The sequence below is a fragment of the Micromonospora sp. IBHARD004 genome, assembly GCF_052814115.1.
In genome coordinates this window covers 3,058,686-3,074,844 of sequence record NZ_CP199934.1, presented here as the reverse complement: position 1 = coordinate 3,074,844, position 16,159 = coordinate 3,058,686, and the positions used below count along the sequence as shown (strand labels likewise).

The following is a 16,159-nucleotide window of genomic DNA, read 5'->3' as shown; positions in this document are numbered from 1 at the left end:
GGCGGGCCGCGAGCCCGCCGGCCCGACCCGGCCGGCCGCCCAACCGGATCGGCTACCGTTGCCGGCCATGGAGAGCGCCGCCGATGACCTCGCGCTGGTCGTCGACCCGGCCCGACGGACCGGGCGTACGCTGCTCGCGGCCGGCGTCGGCCAGTCCTACGTGGATGTCGTCGACCCGCGCCATCTGCACTTCGAGTACGTCCGGCGGATGGCCGCGGTGATCGACCTGGCCGCCCCGCCGGGGCGGCCGCTGACCGCCCTGCACCTCGGCGGCGGCGCGCTCACCCTGCCGCGCTGGCTGGCCGCCACCCGCCCGGGATCGGCGCAGCTGGCGGTCGAGCGGGACCCGGCCGTGGTCGACCTGGTGCGTCGGGAGCTGCCGCCGCTGCCGCCCGAGGTGACCGTGGCGGTCGCCGACGCCCGGGACGCGGTGACCGCCGCCCCGACCGGCCGGTACGACCTGGTCCTCGCCGACGTCTACCGGGCGGCCCGAATGCCCGGGCACGTGGCCAGCGTCGAGTTCGCTACCGAGGCGGCCCGGACGCTGCACTCCGACGGCGTCTACCTGGTCAACGTGACCGACCTCCCCCCGCTGGTCTTCTGCCGCGCCCAGGTCGCCACCCTGCGCGCGGTCTTCGCCGACGTCTACCTGGTCGCCGACCGGCGGATGCTGCGCGGGCGCCGGTACGGCAACCTGGTGCTCGCCGCCGCGCACCGGCCCGACCGCCTGCCGGTACGCCGGCTCGCCGCCCGGGTGGCCGCCGACCCCGTCCCCGGCGGGGTGCTGCACGGCCCGACGTTGGACGCCTTCGTCTCCGGCGCCCGCCCGGCCACCGACGCCACCCTCGCCGCGGACTGACCCACGGCCCGCCCGAGCCGGGGCTCCCGAGGCCGGAGGGTGGCCGCGGACCGCACCGGGCGGTGGCGGCCCTTCCGCGGCGTTTTCCCGGGGGCCCGCCGGGTAGCCGCGCCGGATAAGCGACGCCCAGGACCGGTCCACCGCCCGCCGGGCGCTGATCGCCATCGGCCTGGTGCTGGCCACCCTCCTCGGGCTGGCCCTGGTCTGGGCCACCCGGCGGGTGCTGGTCTGGGCCCTGATCGCGGCGTTCTTCGCGGTGGCCCTGAAACCGCTGGTCGACCGGCTGGAACGCCGCTGGGTGCGGCACCGCGCGCTGGCCACCCTGCTGGTCTTCGTCGCCGCGTTCGTCCTGCTCGGCGCGCTCGCCGCGATGATCGTCCTGCCACTGGTCGACGAGGTGGGGCGGTTCGCCGACCGGGCGCCGGAGCTGCTGCGGGAGGCCCGGGCGGGCCGCGGGCCGGTGGGCGAGGCGCTCAACCGGCTCCGGCTGCGGGAGTACGCCAACACCCACGCCGACCAGCTCCAGCGGTACGGCTCACGGCTCGGCCAGCCCGCAGTGGGGCTGGTCCGAGGCGTGCTGCAGACCGTCGCCGGGCTGGTCACGGTGATCGTCCTGGCGTACCTGATGGTGCTGGAGGCCCCGAAGATCATCGCCGGGACGCTGGCCCTGGTGGGCGACGGCGGGGCGGAACGGCTGCGCCGCGTCGGCCGCGACTCGTCCCGCACCATCACTGGCTACCTCAGCGGCAACCTGCTGATCAGCGTCATCTGTGGCGGGCTGACCTTCGCGGTGCTCTTCCTCACCGGCGCGCCGTTCGCCGCGGTGATCGCCCTGCTGGTCGCCATCGCCGACCTGATCCCGCTGGTCGGCGCGACGCTGGGCGCGGTCATCGCGGCCCGCGCCGGGTTCCTGCACTCCCCTACCACCGGCATCATCGTGCTGGTCTTCTTCGTCGTCTACCAGCAGGCCGAGAACCACCTGCTGCAGCCGGTCATCATGTCCTGGGCGGTCCGGCTGAACCCGCTGACCGTGCTGGTCAGCGTGCTGCTCGCGGCGGAGCTGGCCGGTCTGGTCGGTGCCCTGCTGGCCATCCCGGCCGCCGGGATCGCGCAGATCCTGCTCCGCGAGTCCGCCCCGAAGGGGCTGCGCGCCGTGCCGTCCCCCGCCACCGGCACCGCCGACCCGGCCGCTGGCGACAACGCCCCGGAGTTGCCACGCGGGGGGCCGGGAGCCCGAGCGGCCGGCGGGCGGGCCCCGGGAACCGGTGGGGCGCCGCCGCCGGCCGGCGGCTGACCGTCGCTCACGCGCGGCGGACCATCTCGGGCGACTCGCTCTCCAGCGGCACCGCGTTGGCCGGGACGAGGCCGAGCTGCACGGCGGGTCGGGACATCGTCGCGTCGAGCACCCAATCGGCGCCCACCCGGGCCCGGTTCCCGGGCATGGCCAGCAGGTGGTAACCGCGGGTCACCGCCTTGGCCGGCAGGCCCGACAGCGGCACCTTCAGGGGGTTCGCCGCGGCGTCCTTGCCGCCCAGGTCCACCACCCAGCCGAGGTCGTAGTGCTTGTACGGCTTACGACTGCCCTGCCCGTACGAGGCGGCGATGTTCTGCGCGGCCAGCTTGCCCTGCCGCTGCGCGTGCTGGGCGGTCATCGTGCAGATCTGGCCGGGGCGGGTCACGTCGGGCACGGCGGCCGCGTCGCCGCAGGCGTACACCTCGGGGTAGCCGGGGACGTTGAGGAACTCGTCGACCACCAGGCGGCCCTTCTCGGTACGCAGCCCGAGCTCCGCGACGAACGGGTCGGGGCGCACGCCGACGCACCAGACCAGGCTGCAGGTGGGCACGTACTCGCCGTCGGTCAGCATCACCCCGTCCGGGGTGGCCTCCGACACCGAGGTGCCCATCCGTACGTCGACCCCGCGCCGCCGCAGCACCCGGTCGGCGGTCCGCGACATCCGCTCGCCCAGCTCGGGCAGCACCCGGGGCGCGACGTCGAGCAGCATCCAGCGCGGGCGCACCTTCAGGTGCGGACGCTGGGCGATCAGCCGGTCGGTGAAGAGCTGCCCGTGCGCGGCGACCTCGGTGCCGGTGTAGCCGGCGCCCACCACCACGAAGGTGGTCCGCGCCCGCTGCTCGGCCGGGTCCTCGGTCAGCTCGGCCAGCTCGATCTGCCGGACCACGTGGTCGTGCAGGTAGAGCGCCTCCGGCAGGCCGCGGAAGCCGTGCGCGTACTCGGTCACCCCGGGGATCGGCAGCAGCTTGTTGACGCTGCCGACGGCGAGGACGAGCCGGTCGTAGGCCAGTTGGCCACGGTCGCCCTCCTGCTGCCGGTACCCCACCCAACGGTTCTGCAGGTCGACCCGGTCCGCCTCGCCGATCACCATCCGGACGCCGTTCAGGGTGCCCGACAGCGGCACCGAGATCCGGGTCGGCTCGACCACCCCGGCGGCGACCTCGGGCAGCAGCGGCAGGTAGAGGAAGTAGTCGGTCGAATTCAGCAGGACGATCTCGGCCCGCTTGCCGGCCAGTCGGCTCAACGTCTTCGCCGCGTGGTATCCGGCGAACCCGGCCCCCACGATCACCACACGAGGTTTCGTCATGCCGCTGCCGTTCCCGCCGAAACGCGCGACAAACGTGCCTGTCCGGCAGTCAGTCCGGGGCCAGGCGGACGTACCGGCGAGCCACCGGGCGGCCGGATCTTCGGCCGAGCCTGGGGCGGCCCGACCGACCTTCTTCGGCGTCCGGGCGGTGGACCGGAACGGGCACCGCAGCCCGGTGGCCTTCCCGAAGCCGGGGAGCTGACCGCCCGGCTCACCCGCACCGGGTGGGGTCGCCTCACCCGCCGGCGGCGGAGGGTGGTGGGACCGCGAGAGAGGGAGGAAACGACATGGCGGTCCGAACCACGGTACGTCCCTCACCGGAGGATGTCGTCCCACTGCATCCGGCGCACGGCTACCGGCTGCGGCGACAGCGGCATCCGGTCGGCGTGCGCGGCGGGCCACGGCGCGCCCCGCGGGGATACCGGTTGGACGACGCCGAGCGGCAGCGCGTCCGCGCCGGCTACGAGCTGCGGGAGCGTCAGCTGGCCCGCGCCATGACGGCGGCCGGCCGGCAGCCCGGCGACGCGGCGGAGAACCTGGTCGGGCAGCTCGAGCAGCGGATGGACGCGCTGGTGCACCGGGCGGGCTTCGCGCGCTCCATCGACGAGGCCCGGGGCCTGGTCGCGCACAACACGTTCACCGTCGACGGCGGCAAGGTGAACCGGTCCTCGTACCTGGTCCGCCCTGGGCAGACCATCCGGGTGCGGCCGGAGCGGCAGGGCCGGGCACCGGTGGCGGTCGCGGTCGCCGGGTACGCCGAGGGCGACGCCCCGCCGTACCTGGAGGTGCGGCCGGAGCGGTTCACCGCGACGCTGACCCGGGAGCCGCAGCGGCAGGAGGTACCGGTGCTGCGGGACCTCCCCCTCGCCGTCCATGAGGAACGGAGGACCGGGTCATGAAGTTGCCGATCCCGAACGACCGGCGGGTGCCGACGTACCTGCGGCAGAGTGGCCGCGCGGAGCTGACGCCCCGGCAGCGGCGACGAGTCGAGCACAAACAGGCGCGGCTGGAGCACCTGACCGGGCAGCGTCCGCAGGCACGCGGCCCCGGACGCTGAGCCGACACCCGGTGGCGGTCGCCGTACGGCGACCGCCACCCCGCTGTCAGCCGGGTTTCGGCGCAGTGATCGCCCAGCGCTCGTGGTCCCGCCACCCCCCGTCGATGAAGAGGTAGTCCGGGGAGAAGCCCTCCAGCCGGAAGCCCAGCCGGCGGGCCAGGCGCTTGGACGGCTCGTTGCCGGGCTGGATGTTCGCCTCCAGCCGGTGCAGCCCGAGCGCGGTGAAGGCGTGGTCGAGGACCAGACCGATGCCGGCGGAGGTGTGCCCGGTCCCGGCGTACGGCAGGAAGGCGGCGTATCCGAGGTAGCCGCCGCGCAAGGCGCCCAGCACGATGCCGCTGATGGTCGCGTACCCGGCGATCTCCCCGGTTGCCTGGTCGCAGAACAGGTAGCCCGAGCTGTCCCGTCCCCGCACCTTGCGCAGGTACGCGGCGTACTTCTCCGGGTCGTCCGCGGCGGCGAGCCACGGGTGGTGCAGGTCCCGGCTGCGCCGGGCGGCGGCGATGAACTCGCCCTCGTCGGCGGGGCGCGGGCGGCGGATCCCGACCCGCCCGTCGGTGCGCAGGTATCTCACGTGGCCACACTCTCGCGCACGGGCCCGGCCGACGTCCAACCGGGGTCGCGGACCGGGCCGCCGCCCCACTAGCGTGACCCCTCGACGACAGGAGGTCGATCATGGGTATGGCTCTTCTCGGCACGGTGCTGGCTCCCGCTTCGCCGCTGCGGACCGCGGTGTCCTGACCCGAGCCGTCCGGCGCCCCGCGCCGCCCGGCCCACCAATCCCGCCCACCGCCGGCCCCACCGCCGGGAGCGGGATCGTCCCCTCGACACCACTCCTCGCCGCGAAGCGATCAGGTGACCCGCCCCCGCGCGGGTCCTCCGTCATGGCGTGACCACGCCAACCCACATCGCTTCCGAGGGAGTTCCTCGTGTTTCCGGACAACCCGTCCGGGCGCCTCGTCGCGCCCGGACGTCACACCCCTGCCCGGTGGTCGGCATGACCGCCACCGTTCCCACCGGCCGGCTCGGCCCGGACTTCCGCCGCCTCTGGACCGCCAGCGCCGTCACCAACCTCGGCGACGGCGTGACCATGGTCGCCGGACCACTGCTGGTCGCCTCGCTCACCCGGGACCCGGCCGCCGTCGCCGCGGCGGTGCTCGCCCAGCAGTTGCCGTGGCTGCTCTTCGCCCTGGTCAGCGGGGCTCTCGTCGACCGGCTCGACCGACGCCGGCTGCTCGTCGGCGTCAACGTCGGCCGGGGCCTGGTGCTGGCCGCGCTCGCCGTCGCGGTGCTCGCCGGGTGGGCCACCGTGCCGCTGATCTGCCTGGCGTTCTTCCTCACCGGGGTCGGGGAGACCCTGGCCGACACAGCCGCCGGGGCGCTGCTGCCCTCGGTGGTCCCGCCGGAGCGGCTGGAGCAGGCCAACAGCCGGCTCTTCGCCACCTTCGTGGTCGGCAACCAGTTCGCGGCCAAGCCGCTCGGGGCGTACCTCTTCGTGCTCGCCGCGGCGGCGCCGTTCGCCTTCGACGCGGCCACCTTCGGGCTGGCCGCGCTGCTGCTGGCGCTGCTGCGCTGGCGTCCGGTGCCCCCGGCGGCGCCGGAGCCGGCGGCCGGCGACCGGCGCCGGTCGCTGCGGGCCGACATCGCCGCCGGGGTACGCGCGCTCTGGGGCGTGCCGGTCCTCCGGACGCTCGCGGGCTGCATCGCGGTGATGAACGTGGCGTTCTGCGCGGCGTTCGCGGCGTTCGTGCTCTACGCCCGGCAGCGGCTCGGCCTCACCGAGATCCGGTACGGGGTGCTGCTGACCGCCGCCGCGCTCGGCGGGCTGGCCGGCACCGCCCTGGCACCCCGGCTGCGGGCCCGGTTCGGCACCCCGACGCTGCTGCGGGTCGGGCTGCTCGTCGAGGTCGGGCTCCAGGTCGTGCTCGCCACCACCCGGTGCCCCTGGGTGGCCGGGGCGGCGCTGGCCGGCTGGGGCGTGCACACCATGGTCTGGGGCGTGCTGGTGGTGTCGCTGCGACAGCGACTCGTGCCGGACCGGCTGCGCGGCCGGGTGAACGGCGCGTACGCCCTGGCCGACCTGGGCGGTGCGGCCGTCGGCACGGCCACCGGCGGCCTGATCGCCCAGGCGACGGGGAGCGTCGTCGCGCCGTTCTGGCTGGCGGGCGCGGCGATGGCGCTGCTCACCGCGCTGGTCTGGCGACGGCTCGCCGGCGCCGCCGGCTGACCGGCGCCGCCGGTGGGGAGGCCGGTCCGGCCTCCCCACCGGCGGCCGCTGTGTCCTGGGTCACAACGCAACCGCCGCCTGACGGTCGCCTGGACGTCACGTCCGCGTCGCCGCTGCGACGACTGGCTCCACCAGCGTGGGACGCGCCGGAGACGCCGGCCGACCAGCGGAGGACCAGCAGTGGGACAGGACGACACGACGGCCGGGCAGCACCGCGGCCGGATCGTCATGCTCGTCGACAACAAGGTCGAGGGCGACTCCCGGGTGCAGAAGATCGCCCGCTCGGCCGCCGAGGCGGGCTGGGACGTCACGCTGCTGGGGCGGTCGCCGGACGCGGTGGAGCACGGCTGGCAGCTCGGCGCCGCCGAGGTCCGGCTGCTGCCGATGCCGAACCCACTGGACCGGCGCCGGCACGAGTTCCGCCGCTCCTGGCTGCGCTGGCCGCTGGCGTACCGGCTTGGCGGCATCGCCGAGCACCGGGCGCAGTGGGTGCGGGCCTGGCAGGCCGACCTGACCGTCCGCGCCGCGCTGCTCGAGCAGCGGGCCCGCGCCGGCGAGCTGGCCCCCGGCCGGCTGCGCCGGGCCCGCCGCGGACTGCGGCGACGCGCCACGGCGGCCCGGCTGGTCGGCCGCTGGGTGTGGCTGCGCACGAAGATGATGAACCGGGTCCGCAGCGGGCGGAAGTTCCGCAACCCCTGGGACCGGGCGTACACCCTGTTCTGGCAGGTCGTGCAGGGCGACCGCGCCTGGCGGCGACTGGAGCCCGGGCTCTGGGACTACGAGCTGGCCTACGGCCCGGAGGTCGACCGGCTCCGCCCGGACCTGATCCACGCTCACGACTTCCGGATGCTCGGGGTCGGCGCCCGCGCCAAGATCCGCGCCGCCGGGCAGGGTCGGCGGGTCGCGCTGGTCTGGGACGCGCACGAGTTCCTGCCCGGCATCAAGCCGTGGCGCGACCACGCCCGCTGGCTGCCGGCGCACCGGGCGCACGAGCGGGAGTACGCCCCGCACGCCGACGCGGTGCTCACCGTCTCGGCGGACCTCGCCGAGCTGCTGCGCCGGGAGCACCGGCTGCCCGCGCCGCCGGCCGTGCTGCTCAACGCGCCGGCGGCGGAGCACGGCCCGACCGACGAAGCGCCGCCGCCGGACATCCGCGCCGAGTGCGGCCTTGCCGCCGACGTGCCGCTGCTGGTGTACAGCGGCGCGGCCGCACCGCAACGCGGCCTGGACACCCTCGTCGACGCCCTGCCCCGGCTGCCCGGCGTGCACGTCGCGCTGGTGGTCAACCCCGCGCTGCGGTACGTCGAGCAGCTCGCCGCCCGGGCCGCCCGGGCCGGGGTGGCCGACCGGCTGCACGTCCTGCCGTACGTGCCGCACTGGCAGGTGGTGCCCTTCCTCTCCGGCGCCGATGTCGGGGTGATCCCGATCCACCGCTGGCCCAACCACGAGATCGCGCTGATCACCAAGTTCTTCGAGTACTCACACGCCCGGCTGCCGCTGGTGGTCAGCGACGTGCGGACCATGGCCGCCACCGTCCGGGAGACCGGTCAGGGCGAGGTGTTCCGGGCCGCCGACGTCGACGACTTCGTCCGCGCGGTGGGCGCCGTGCTCGCCGACCCGGCCCGTCACCGCGCCGCGTACGACCGGCCGGGGCTGCTGGAGAGCTGGACCTGGCGGGCGCAGGCCGAGGTGCTGGACGGGGTCTACCAGCGGCTGCTGGCCGACGCCGAACCGCCCGCGACACCCGACCCCGCGACGCCCGGCGCGCCGCTGACCGACCCGCCGACCGCCCGAGGAGCGATCCGATGACCGCGCCCGACGTGAGTGTCGTCGTCCCCGTCTACAACACCATGCCGTACCTGCGGACCTGCCTCTCCTCGCTGCTCGACCAGACCATCGGCCACGAGCGGATGGAGATCGTGGTGGTGGACGACGGCTCCACCGACGGGGGCGCGCGGCTGCTGGACCGGCTCGCCGCCCGGCACCCCGGCACGGTCAAGGTGGTGCACCAGGCCAACTCCGGCGGCCCGGCCGCCCCCTGCAACCGGGGCCTGGAGCTGGCCACCGGCCGGTACGTGTTCTTCCTCGGCTCCGACGACCACCTCGGCCCGGAGGCGTTGGAACGCCTGGTCGCCGCGGCCGACCGACACGGCTCGGACGTCGTGCTGGGCAAGGTGGTCGGGGTCAACGGCCGGCACGTCTTCTCCGACGTCTTCGCGGCCGGGAACGCGGTCGACGTGGACCTGTTCGACTCGGCGCTGCCCTGGTCCCTGGCGAACACCAAGCTGTTCCGCCGGGAGCTGGTCGAGCGGCACGGGCTGCGCTTCCCCGAGGACATGCCGGTCCTCAGCGACCAGCCGTTCACCCTCGAGGCCTGCTACCGGGCCCGGCGGATCTCGGTGCTCGCCGACTACGACTACTACCACGCGGTACGCCGGCTGAACGCCCGCAACATCACCTACCACAGCCGGGTCGCGGCCCGCCTGGTCAGCGTCGAGCGGCTCTTCGCGTTCGTCGCCGCGCTGATCCCGGCCGGGCTCCGGCGGGACGCGGTGCTGCGCCGGCACGCCGGGCTGGAGCTGGCCAACCTCGTCGGCGACGACTTCCGCCGGCTGGGCCGGGCCGACCAGGAGCAGGTGCACGCGGTGGTCCGCCGGCTGGTTGACCGGTACGTCACCGACGACCTGCGGGAACGGCTCGACATCGAGGCCCGGCTGCGGCTCGGCGCGGTGACCGCCGGCGGCGTGGACGACCTGCTCGCCGTCATCGACCAGGACGCCGAGCGCGGCGTCCCGCCGACGGTGGTGGAGGACGGCCGGTGGCACGCCGGCTACCCGGGCGCCCGGACCGGCGGCTGGGCCGACGTCACCGACGTCCGGGCCGACTGGCTGGCCAAGCTCGACACCGTCGAGGTGACCTGGGAGGGCGGGCACACCCTCGCGGTGACCACCCGCAGCCCGTACCCCCGGTTCGCGGCCGAGGCCGGGCCGGTCCGGCTGGTCGCCGGGCAGCTCGCCGGCACCACCCTGCTGGACGCCACCGACCCCACCGGCCGGACCGTCCGCACCGACTTCCCGGTGGACCGGCTGCTGGCCGCCAGCGCGGCGACCGGCCAGCGGCACCCGGTCCGCGCCGAGCTGACCGGTACGCACGGCCGGGGCAGCGCCCCGGTCCGCGCGCCGCGGCTGGCCACCGGCCGTCCCCGGCTGCTCCGGCACGGCCTGCGCCTGTACGGCGTCGTCGCCACCGTCGACCCGCGCAGCGGGCAGCTCGTCCTCTCGGTGGTCCCGGTGACCGTCGGGCAGCTGGTCAGCCGGCTGGCCCGGCGGCTCCGCCGGGCGGTTCCGGCCGGCCCCGCGCGGGTGGCGCCCGCGCCGGCGCCGGCGGTGCCCGCCCCGACCCGGGCCGCCCACGCCGCCGGCACCGCCCGGACGCCGGCTCCGGTGGGCGACCCGTCGGCGACCGTCGTCGGGAACCACGCAGAGCACGACCGGGGCGGCGACCTGCCGATCGGTCAGCTCAGCCCCGCCTCCTGACCGACGGCCTCACCCCTCGAGCCGGCCGTCGGGGGTCTGGTGCTCGGCCCGGAAGTAGCGACCCGGGGGTAGGTCTGGCAGCTACAGCGGCCGGGGATGCGGCTGGTCCAGCGGCATCGGCACCTGGAGGAAGGTCGTGCCGCGCAGGTCCAGCCAGGCCCGGTCGGGCGCCCGGACCAGCCGCAGCATCACCCCGCTGCAGGCCGGGCAGCGGCCCACCAGGCCGGGCGCATGCGAGAAGACGTGCAGCCCGGCCACCGGGCCGAGCGTCCCGCACGAGTCACAACGGCCGGTGGCGCTGCTCAGGTCCACGGCGAACAGCTCGCGCAGCGGCCCGTCGAGCATGTTGCCGTCCAGGTAGGACATGTCGGTCATCAGGTCTCCTCGCCGTTCAACCGGTCGGGCCGAACCGTTCGGTCTTCACCCGCCGGGTCTGGTGCCCCAGCCCGACCAGCAGGTCCGCCACCGTCTCCACGAAGCCGGTCGGGCCGCAGACGTAACAGAGCGGCTCCAGGTCCGCCGGCCAGCCGTGGGTGTTCACGTCGGCCAGGCCGACCCGGTGCGGTTCGCCCCGCCACCCCTCGGGCGCCTCCCGGGTGTACACGTACGCCACGTCCAGGCCCTGGTCGTCGCGGGTCCGCCGGCGCAGCTCGTCGGCGTAGATCACGTCCACCGGGGTGCGCACCGAGTAGATCAGCCGAAACGGCGCCCGGCTGCCCGCCTCCCGGCGGGCCCGGATCATCGCCATCAGCGGCACCACGCCCGAGCCGCCGGCCACCAGCAGCACCGGCGCGGTCTCCTCGGTACGCCAGACGAACCAGCCGCCGACCGGGCCGCGCACCTCCACCGGGTCGCCCGCGGCGTACACGTCGATCAGGTACGGCGAGACCTCCCCGTCGGGCACCTTCTGGACGGTCAGCGCGATCCGGTCCCCCTCCGGCGGGCCGGCGAGGGAGTACGAACGGGCGGCCTGGTAGCCGTCCGGGGCGGTGAGTCGGACGTCGACGTGCTGCCCGGCCGCGTGCCCCGGCCAGCCGGGCACCTCCAGCACCAGGGTCTGCGCGGTCGGCGTCTCCGTCCGGCGCTCCACCAGCCGGGCCACCCGCCAGGTCAGCGGCGCCGCCACCCGGCCGGTCGTGGGCGCGGCCACCTCAGTCGCCCTGGTAGCGCTGCTCGCGCCACGGGTCGCCGTAGTCGTGGTAGCCGGCGGTCTCCCAGAAACCCGGCTTGTCGTCGACCAGCAACCGGATGCCGCGCACCCACTTGGCCGACTTCCAGAAGTAGAGGTGCGGGACGAGCAGCCGGGCCGGGCCGCCGTGCTCGGCCGGCAGCGGGCCGCCGTCGTAGGTGTGCGCCACCCAGGCCCGACCGCCGCGCAGGTCGTCCAGCGGCAGGTTGGTGGTGTACCCGCCGTACGAGTGGACCAGCGCGTACCGGGCGGCGGTGTCGATCCCCTCCAGCAGGGTGTCCAGCGACACCCCCTGCCAGCTGGTGCCGAGCTTGGACCACCGGGTGACGCAGTGGATGTCCACCGTGGGCGTCTCCTGCGGCAGGCTCATCAGCTCGTCCCAGGTCCACCGGAACTCGACGCCCCCCTCGGCGGTGACGACGAACTCCCAGGTGTCCAGCGGCACCCGCGGCGTCGGACCGGCGGAGAGCACCGGAAAGTCCTCGGTCAGGTACTGGCCCGGCGGCAGGGCGGGTTCGGCCGAGCGGGGCCGACCCTGGAAGCCCGGCGACACAATTCCCACCCGACAGTCGTACCACCTCGGGGTGGGGTCGGACAGCCCGATCGGCCGGACCCGCCGCGGTGGGCGACCCACTTCGGCGGCCGGCTACCGAGGGTCAGTGCCGGTCGGCGACGACGACGTGGGTGTCGCCGGACTCGCGGTCGCGAGTGGCGCGCAGGCTGGTCAGGGTCACGACCACCAGGACCCCGATGATCACGCCGAGCGAGGCGAGGGTCGGGATCTGCGGCACGCCGGCCCAGATGCCGTGCGCCCAGTGCAGGCCCAGCTTGACCCCGATGAAGGCGAGAATGATGGCCAGGCCGTAGCTGAGGTGGACCAGCCGGCTGAGCGCGGCGTGCAGCACGAAGTAGAGCGCCCGCAGGCCGAGCAGGGCGAACGCGTTGGTGGCGAAGACCAGGTACGGGTCCTCGGTGATGCCGTAGACGGCGGGTACCGAGTCGACGGCGAAGACGATGTCGGTGGCGAGCACCGCGACCACGACCAGGGCGAACGGGGTGAGCGCGCGCCGGCCGGTCTGCCGGACCGTCATCTTCGTGCCCTGGTACTCGTCGACCACCGGCATGACCTTGCGCAGCAGCCGGACCGACCGCATCTTGTTGATGTCGACCTCCTGCTGGTGCCCGGAGAGGGCGTCGCGCAGCAGCTTGACCGCGGTGGCGATCAGGATGAGGCCGAACAGCAGGAAGGCGAAGTCGAGGGTCTGCAGGGCGGCGGCGCCGAGGGCGATGAAGATCGCGCGCAGCACCAGCGCGCCGGCGATGCCGTAGAGCAGCACCCGCTGGGCGAGCACGGCGGGCACCGCGAAGGCGGCCAGCAGCAGCATGAAGACGAAGAGGTTGTCGACCGAGAGCGACTTCTCCACCAGGTAACCGGTCAGGTACTGCACGCCCAGTTCCGAGCCGAAGCGGGACCAGATCCAGCCGCCGAAGGCCAGCGGCAGGGCGATGTAGAACGCCGACCAGCCGAGCGCTTCCCTGATCGACACCTCGTGCGGGCGGCGGGTGACCAGGAAGTCCAGCACCAGCAGGGCGAGCACCCCGGCGAGGGTCACCCCCCACAGCGTGGGGGTGCCGACCGACGACAGCTCGCTGGCCGCGGACAGGTATGACAAGTCGGTCATGGGGGCCTCCTCGAACACCGTGACATGTTCGAGGTCTCCTTCACCCACGCTTTGTCGTGGGCAACCACCCGGGGCGCGCCCGGGGCGCGCCGTACTGACCGGAATGGTTCGTGGGAAGTACTCCCCTCGTGGCGTCAAGGTTAGGGCCGACTCACCTCGTCCGCCAAGTCCGACGCACCACCCCAGGTCAGCTGGTTGCCCTGGCCAACTGCTGTATGGCGGGGTACGCCGACACCCAGGGGCGACCGGGGGCGACGGGGCGGACGCCCGACGCCTATCGTGGCCCGATGACCGACGACGCGCCGCCCGCCCCGGTCGGCCCCCTCTCCGGCGTCCGGGTGATCGAACTGGCCGGCATCGGGCCCGGCCCGTTCGCCGCGATGATGCTGGCCGACCTCGGCGCCGACGTGGTGCGGGTGGACCGGACGGTCCCCGCCGCGTTCGGCAGCCCGCCCGGGGACCTGCTCAACCGCAACCGCCGCTCCCTGGCCGTGGACCTCAAGTCGGCCGCCGGCCGGGAGGTGGTGCTGGCCCTGGCCGCCGGGGCGGACGCGCTGATCGAGGGCTTCCGCCCCGGGGTGACCGAACGCCTCGGGCTCGGCCCCGACGACTGCCTCGCGGTCAACCCCCGGCTGGTCTACGGCCGGATGACCGGCTGGGGGCAGCAGGGCCCCCTCGCCGCGTCCGCCGGGCACGACATCGACTACCTGGCGCTGACCGGCGCCCTGCACGGCATCGGCCGGGCCGGCGAGCGCCCGGTGCCGCCGATGAACCTGCTCGGTGACTTCGGCGGTGGGGGGATGATGCTGGCCCTCGGCGTGGTGGCCGCCCTCTACGCCGTTCGCGCCGGCGCGCCCGGCCAGGTGGTCGACGCGGCCATCGTGGACGGTGTGTCGGTGCTCGCCACCCAGATCCACGCCCTGCGCCGGTTCGGCATGTGGCAGGACGAGCGGGGGGTGAACCTCCTCGACGGCGGGGCGCCCTTCTACGACACGTACGAGTGCGCCGACGGGCGACACCTCGCGGTCGGCGCGCTGGAGCCGCAGTTCTACGACGAGCTGGTCCGGCTCACCGGCTTCCCGCTCCCCGGCGACGAGGCCCTCGACCGCACCGACCCGGCGAACTGGCCCGCGCTGCGCGCGGCGTGGGGCCGGCTCTTCCGCACCCGGCCCCGGGACGAGTGGGCGGAGCTGCTGGCCGGGTCGGACGCCTGCGTCGCGCCGGTGCTCGACTGGCGGGAGGCGCCGGAGCATCCCCACCTGGCCGCCCGGGGCGTCTTCGTCGAGCACGACGGGGTGACCCAGCCGGCCCCGGCGCCGCGCTTCTCGGGCACCCCGACCGCCGTACGCCGACCGCCGCCGCAGCCCGGCGAGCACACCGACGAACTGCTGGCCGAGGCCGGCTTCGACGCCGATCGGATCGCCGCCCTGCGCGCCGACGGCGCGATCGGCTGACCGCGCCCGGGGGCCGCCATGGCGCCCGGTCAGCGGCGCAGGGTCGCCCCGGGGGCCAGGACCGGCTCCACCATGTCCCGGTAGTCGCGGGGCAGCTGCACCACGATGTCGTCGAACTCCCCTCCGGTGACCGCCTCGCGCAGCGTGGTGAAGACCGCCCGGACGGTGTCCCGGGCCGCGTTCTCGTCGATGCCGGCCCGCTGCCCGACCCGGGCGACGAACTCGGCCGCGCCGAACCGCTCCGCCGCCTCGGTGCCCGGGCTCGGCTTCAGCACCAACTGCAGCGGCTTCGGCAGCTGGGCCGCCAGGTCGAGCAGCTCGCCGCCGGTCAACCGCTCGGCCAGCGTCTCCAACGTGGCCCGGGTCAACTCGACCGCCCGCTCCGAGGACGCCCGGGTCCGCTGCGCGACCTGGTCGACGAAGGTGTCGTAGTTCATCGGTGGTACCCCCTTCGGCTCTTCCGCCGTCGCCGCCTACCCGCCCGGCCGGGGCGGAAACGCCGCGAATTTCCGCGTACGACCACGCGTGACCCGCCGGCGGGCGGGTAACCGCCGCCGGTCGTGACCGCAACCGACGCGCGAGGAGCCCCACCCATGGCAAGTTACACCGACGTCCTTGACTACCTGTCCGCGCTGGACTACCCGGCCGGCAAGGACGACGTCGTCCGCGAGGCCGAGCGGGAGGGCGCGCCGCCGGAGGTGTTGCGAGCCCTGCGGGCCCTGCCGGCGGTCGACTACGCCAACGGCAACGAGGTCGCCCGGTCGGCCGGCATCGACGCCGCCCCGGAGGTCGGCCCCGCGCAGCGGGCGGCGCAGGCCCGCGACAAACGGCACCAGCGGGTCTCGCAGCACCTGCGCGGCATCTGACCACCGCCGCCGGTGCGGCGCACGGTCCGTGACCCGGATGGGCACACCCCGGCGGCGCTCCAGCTCACCGTGATGGGGCTGGTCGGGGTGGTCTGCGGTGGACTGTTCGCGGCCCTGGTCTCGCCGACGGTCGGCCCGCTGGTGGGCTGGGACGCCGCCGCGCTGAGCTGGCTGGCCCTGCTCTGGGGTCGGCTGTGGCGCCTGGACGCCGACCACACCGCCCGGCTCGCGGTGCACGAGGACCCGAACCGCCCGATGCGGGACGGGCTGCTGCTGGGGGCCTGCCTGGCCAGCCTGCTCGCGGTCGGGGTGGTGCTCACCACCGCGCACCAGGTGCCGCCCGGGCTGCCGCTGGACGCCTACGGTGGACTGGGCGTGCTGAGCGTGGTGCTCTCCTGGTTCGTCGTGCACACCCTCTTCACCGCCCGGTACGCCCGGCTGTACTACGCCGGCGAACCGGGCGGCGTGAACTTCCACCAGAAGGAGGCGCCCTGCTACGCCGACTTCGCGTACCTGGCGTTCACGGTGGGGGCCACGTTCCAGGTGTCCGACACCGACCTGTGCAGCGCCGAGATGCGCCGCACCGTGCTGCGGCACATGCTGTTGTCGTACCTGTTCGGAGCGGTCATCATCGCGGCCACGGTGAACCTGGTCGTCGGCCTGGCGAGGTAGTCCCGTTGACAGGCGGG

General features: G+C 75.0%; 17 protein-coding genes. 10 read left to right on the top strand and 7 right to left on the bottom strand.

Features of this window, described 5'->3' with window-relative positions; translation table 11 throughout:
- Positions 1–67 precede the first annotated feature (67 nt).
- Positions 68–859 (top strand): spermidine synthase, encoded by a 792-nt coding sequence (locus ACTWO6_RS14925; protein WP_446220213.1) that lies wholly within the window; start codon positions 68–70, stop codon positions 857–859.
- A 172-nt stretch (positions 860–1,031) separates the two neighbouring features.
- Positions 1,032–2,153, top strand: a complete 1,122-nt coding sequence (locus ACTWO6_RS14920) for an AI-2E family transporter (protein WP_446220212.1) — start codon at positions 1,032–1,034, stop codon at positions 2,151–2,153.
- A 7-nt stretch (positions 2,154–2,160) separates the two neighbouring features.
- Here ACTWO6_RS14920 and ACTWO6_RS14915 read toward each other — a convergent pair whose 3' ends face one another.
- Positions 2,161–3,459 (bottom strand): NAD(P)/FAD-dependent oxidoreductase, encoded by a 1,299-nt coding sequence (locus tag ACTWO6_RS14915; RefSeq protein WP_446220211.1) that lies wholly within the window; start codon positions 3,457–3,459, stop codon positions 2,161–2,163.
- A gap of 287 nt (positions 3,460–3,746) precedes the next feature.
- On the opposite strand from ACTWO6_RS14915, the gene rpsD reads away from it, so the two are divergent.
- Both rpsD and ACTWO6_RS14905 read left to right on the top strand, forming a co-directional pair.
- Positions 3,747–4,358, top strand: coding sequence for a 30S ribosomal protein S4 (gene rpsD, locus ACTWO6_RS14910; protein ID WP_446220209.1), 612 nt, complete (start codon positions 3,747–3,749; stop codon positions 4,356–4,358).
- Entirely contained in the window at positions 4,355–4,516 is a 162-nt protein-coding gene (locus tag ACTWO6_RS14905; RefSeq protein WP_446220208.1) for a hypothetical protein, read from the top strand. The genes rpsD and ACTWO6_RS14905 overlap by 4 nt, the downstream gene beginning before the upstream one ends.
- 46 nt (positions 4,517–4,562) lie before the next feature.
- Here the strand turns inward: ACTWO6_RS14905 and ACTWO6_RS14900 are convergent, their stop codons facing one another.
- Positions 4,563–5,090 carry a GNAT family N-acetyltransferase gene (locus tag ACTWO6_RS14900; RefSeq protein WP_446220207.1) on the bottom strand — a complete coding sequence of 176 codons (528 nt, stop codon included), beginning with the start codon at positions 5,088–5,090 and terminating at the stop codon, positions 4,563–4,565.
- A gap of 423 nt (positions 5,091–5,513) precedes the next feature.
- Here ACTWO6_RS14900 and ACTWO6_RS14895 point away from each other — a divergent pair, with 423 nt between their 5' ends.
- The 3 genes from ACTWO6_RS14895 (at position 5,514) to ACTWO6_RS14885 (ending at position 10,279) form a co-directional block, all read left to right on the top strand.
- Positions 5,514–6,743, top strand: a complete 1,230-nt coding sequence (locus ACTWO6_RS14895; RefSeq protein WP_446220206.1) for an MFS transporter — start codon at positions 5,514–5,516, stop codon at positions 6,741–6,743.
- 228 nt (positions 6,744–6,971) lie between these two features.
- Positions 6,972–8,552 carry a glycosyltransferase family 4 protein gene (locus ACTWO6_RS14890; RefSeq protein ID WP_446220666.1) on the top strand — a complete coding sequence of 527 codons (1,581 nt, stop codon included), beginning with the start codon at positions 6,972–6,974 and terminating at the stop codon, positions 8,550–8,552.
- Complete coding sequence (locus ACTWO6_RS14885) at positions 8,549–10,279, top strand: glycosyltransferase family 2 protein (RefSeq protein WP_446220205.1); 1,731 nt, start codon at positions 8,549–8,551, stop codon at positions 10,277–10,279. Before ACTWO6_RS14890 ends, ACTWO6_RS14885 begins: the two co-directional genes overlap by 4 nt.
- 81 nt (positions 10,280–10,360) lie before the next feature.
- Here the strand turns inward: ACTWO6_RS14885 and ACTWO6_RS14880 are convergent, their stop codons facing one another.
- The 4 genes from ACTWO6_RS14880 to ACTWO6_RS14865 all read right to left on the bottom strand — a co-directional run bounded on the left by ACTWO6_RS14880 (position 10,361) and on the right by ACTWO6_RS14865 (position 13,150).
- Complete coding sequence (locus ACTWO6_RS14880) at positions 10,361–10,654, bottom strand: DUF6510 family protein (protein WP_446220204.1); 294 nt, start codon at positions 10,652–10,654, stop codon at positions 10,361–10,363.
- Positions 10,655–10,670: 16 nt separating this feature from the next.
- Positions 10,671–11,429: a ferredoxin reductase gene (locus tag ACTWO6_RS14875; protein WP_446220203.1), complete on the bottom strand. Its 759-nt coding sequence runs from the start codon at positions 11,427–11,429 to the stop codon at positions 10,671–10,673.
- 1 nt (position 11,430) lies between these two features.
- The gene (locus tag ACTWO6_RS14870) at positions 11,431–12,021 is read right to left on the bottom strand and encodes a sulfite oxidase-like oxidoreductase (protein ID WP_446220665.1); all 591 of its coding nucleotides are present in this window, start codon (positions 12,019–12,021) and stop codon (positions 11,431–11,433) included.
- Positions 12,022–12,124: 103 nt separating this feature from the next.
- Positions 12,125–13,150, bottom strand: coding sequence for a TerC/Alx family metal homeostasis membrane protein (locus tag ACTWO6_RS14865; RefSeq protein ID WP_446220202.1), 1,026 nt, complete (start codon positions 13,148–13,150; stop codon positions 12,125–12,127).
- Between the two features lie 287 nt (positions 13,151–13,437).
- Here ACTWO6_RS14865 and ACTWO6_RS14860 point away from each other — a divergent pair, with 287 nt between their 5' ends.
- A complete protein-coding gene (locus ACTWO6_RS14860) occupies positions 13,438–14,604 on the top strand; it encodes a CaiB/BaiF CoA transferase family protein (protein WP_446220201.1) in 1,167 nt (388 codons plus the stop codon).
- A gap of 29 nt (positions 14,605–14,633) precedes the next feature.
- On the opposite strand, the gene ACTWO6_RS14855 is transcribed toward ACTWO6_RS14860, so the two are convergent.
- Positions 14,634–15,041, bottom strand: a complete 408-nt coding sequence (locus ACTWO6_RS14855; protein ID WP_130334897.1) for a DUF2267 domain-containing protein — start codon at positions 15,039–15,041, stop codon at positions 14,634–14,636.
- 156 nt (positions 15,042–15,197) lie between these two features.
- Here ACTWO6_RS14855 and ACTWO6_RS14850 point away from each other — a divergent pair, with 156 nt between their 5' ends.
- Together ACTWO6_RS14850 and ACTWO6_RS14845 are read left to right on the top strand one after the other, a co-directional pair.
- On the top strand, positions 15,198–15,470 hold the full coding sequence (locus tag ACTWO6_RS14850) for a DUF2795 domain-containing protein (protein ID WP_446220200.1): 273 nt from the start codon (positions 15,198–15,200) through the stop codon (positions 15,468–15,470).
- Positions 15,471–15,482: 12 nt separating this feature from the next.
- Positions 15,483–16,142: a DUF1345 domain-containing protein gene (locus ACTWO6_RS14845; RefSeq protein ID WP_446220199.1), complete on the top strand. Its 660-nt coding sequence runs from the start codon at positions 15,483–15,485 to the stop codon at positions 16,140–16,142.
- Positions 16,143–16,159: the final 17 nt, after the last annotated feature.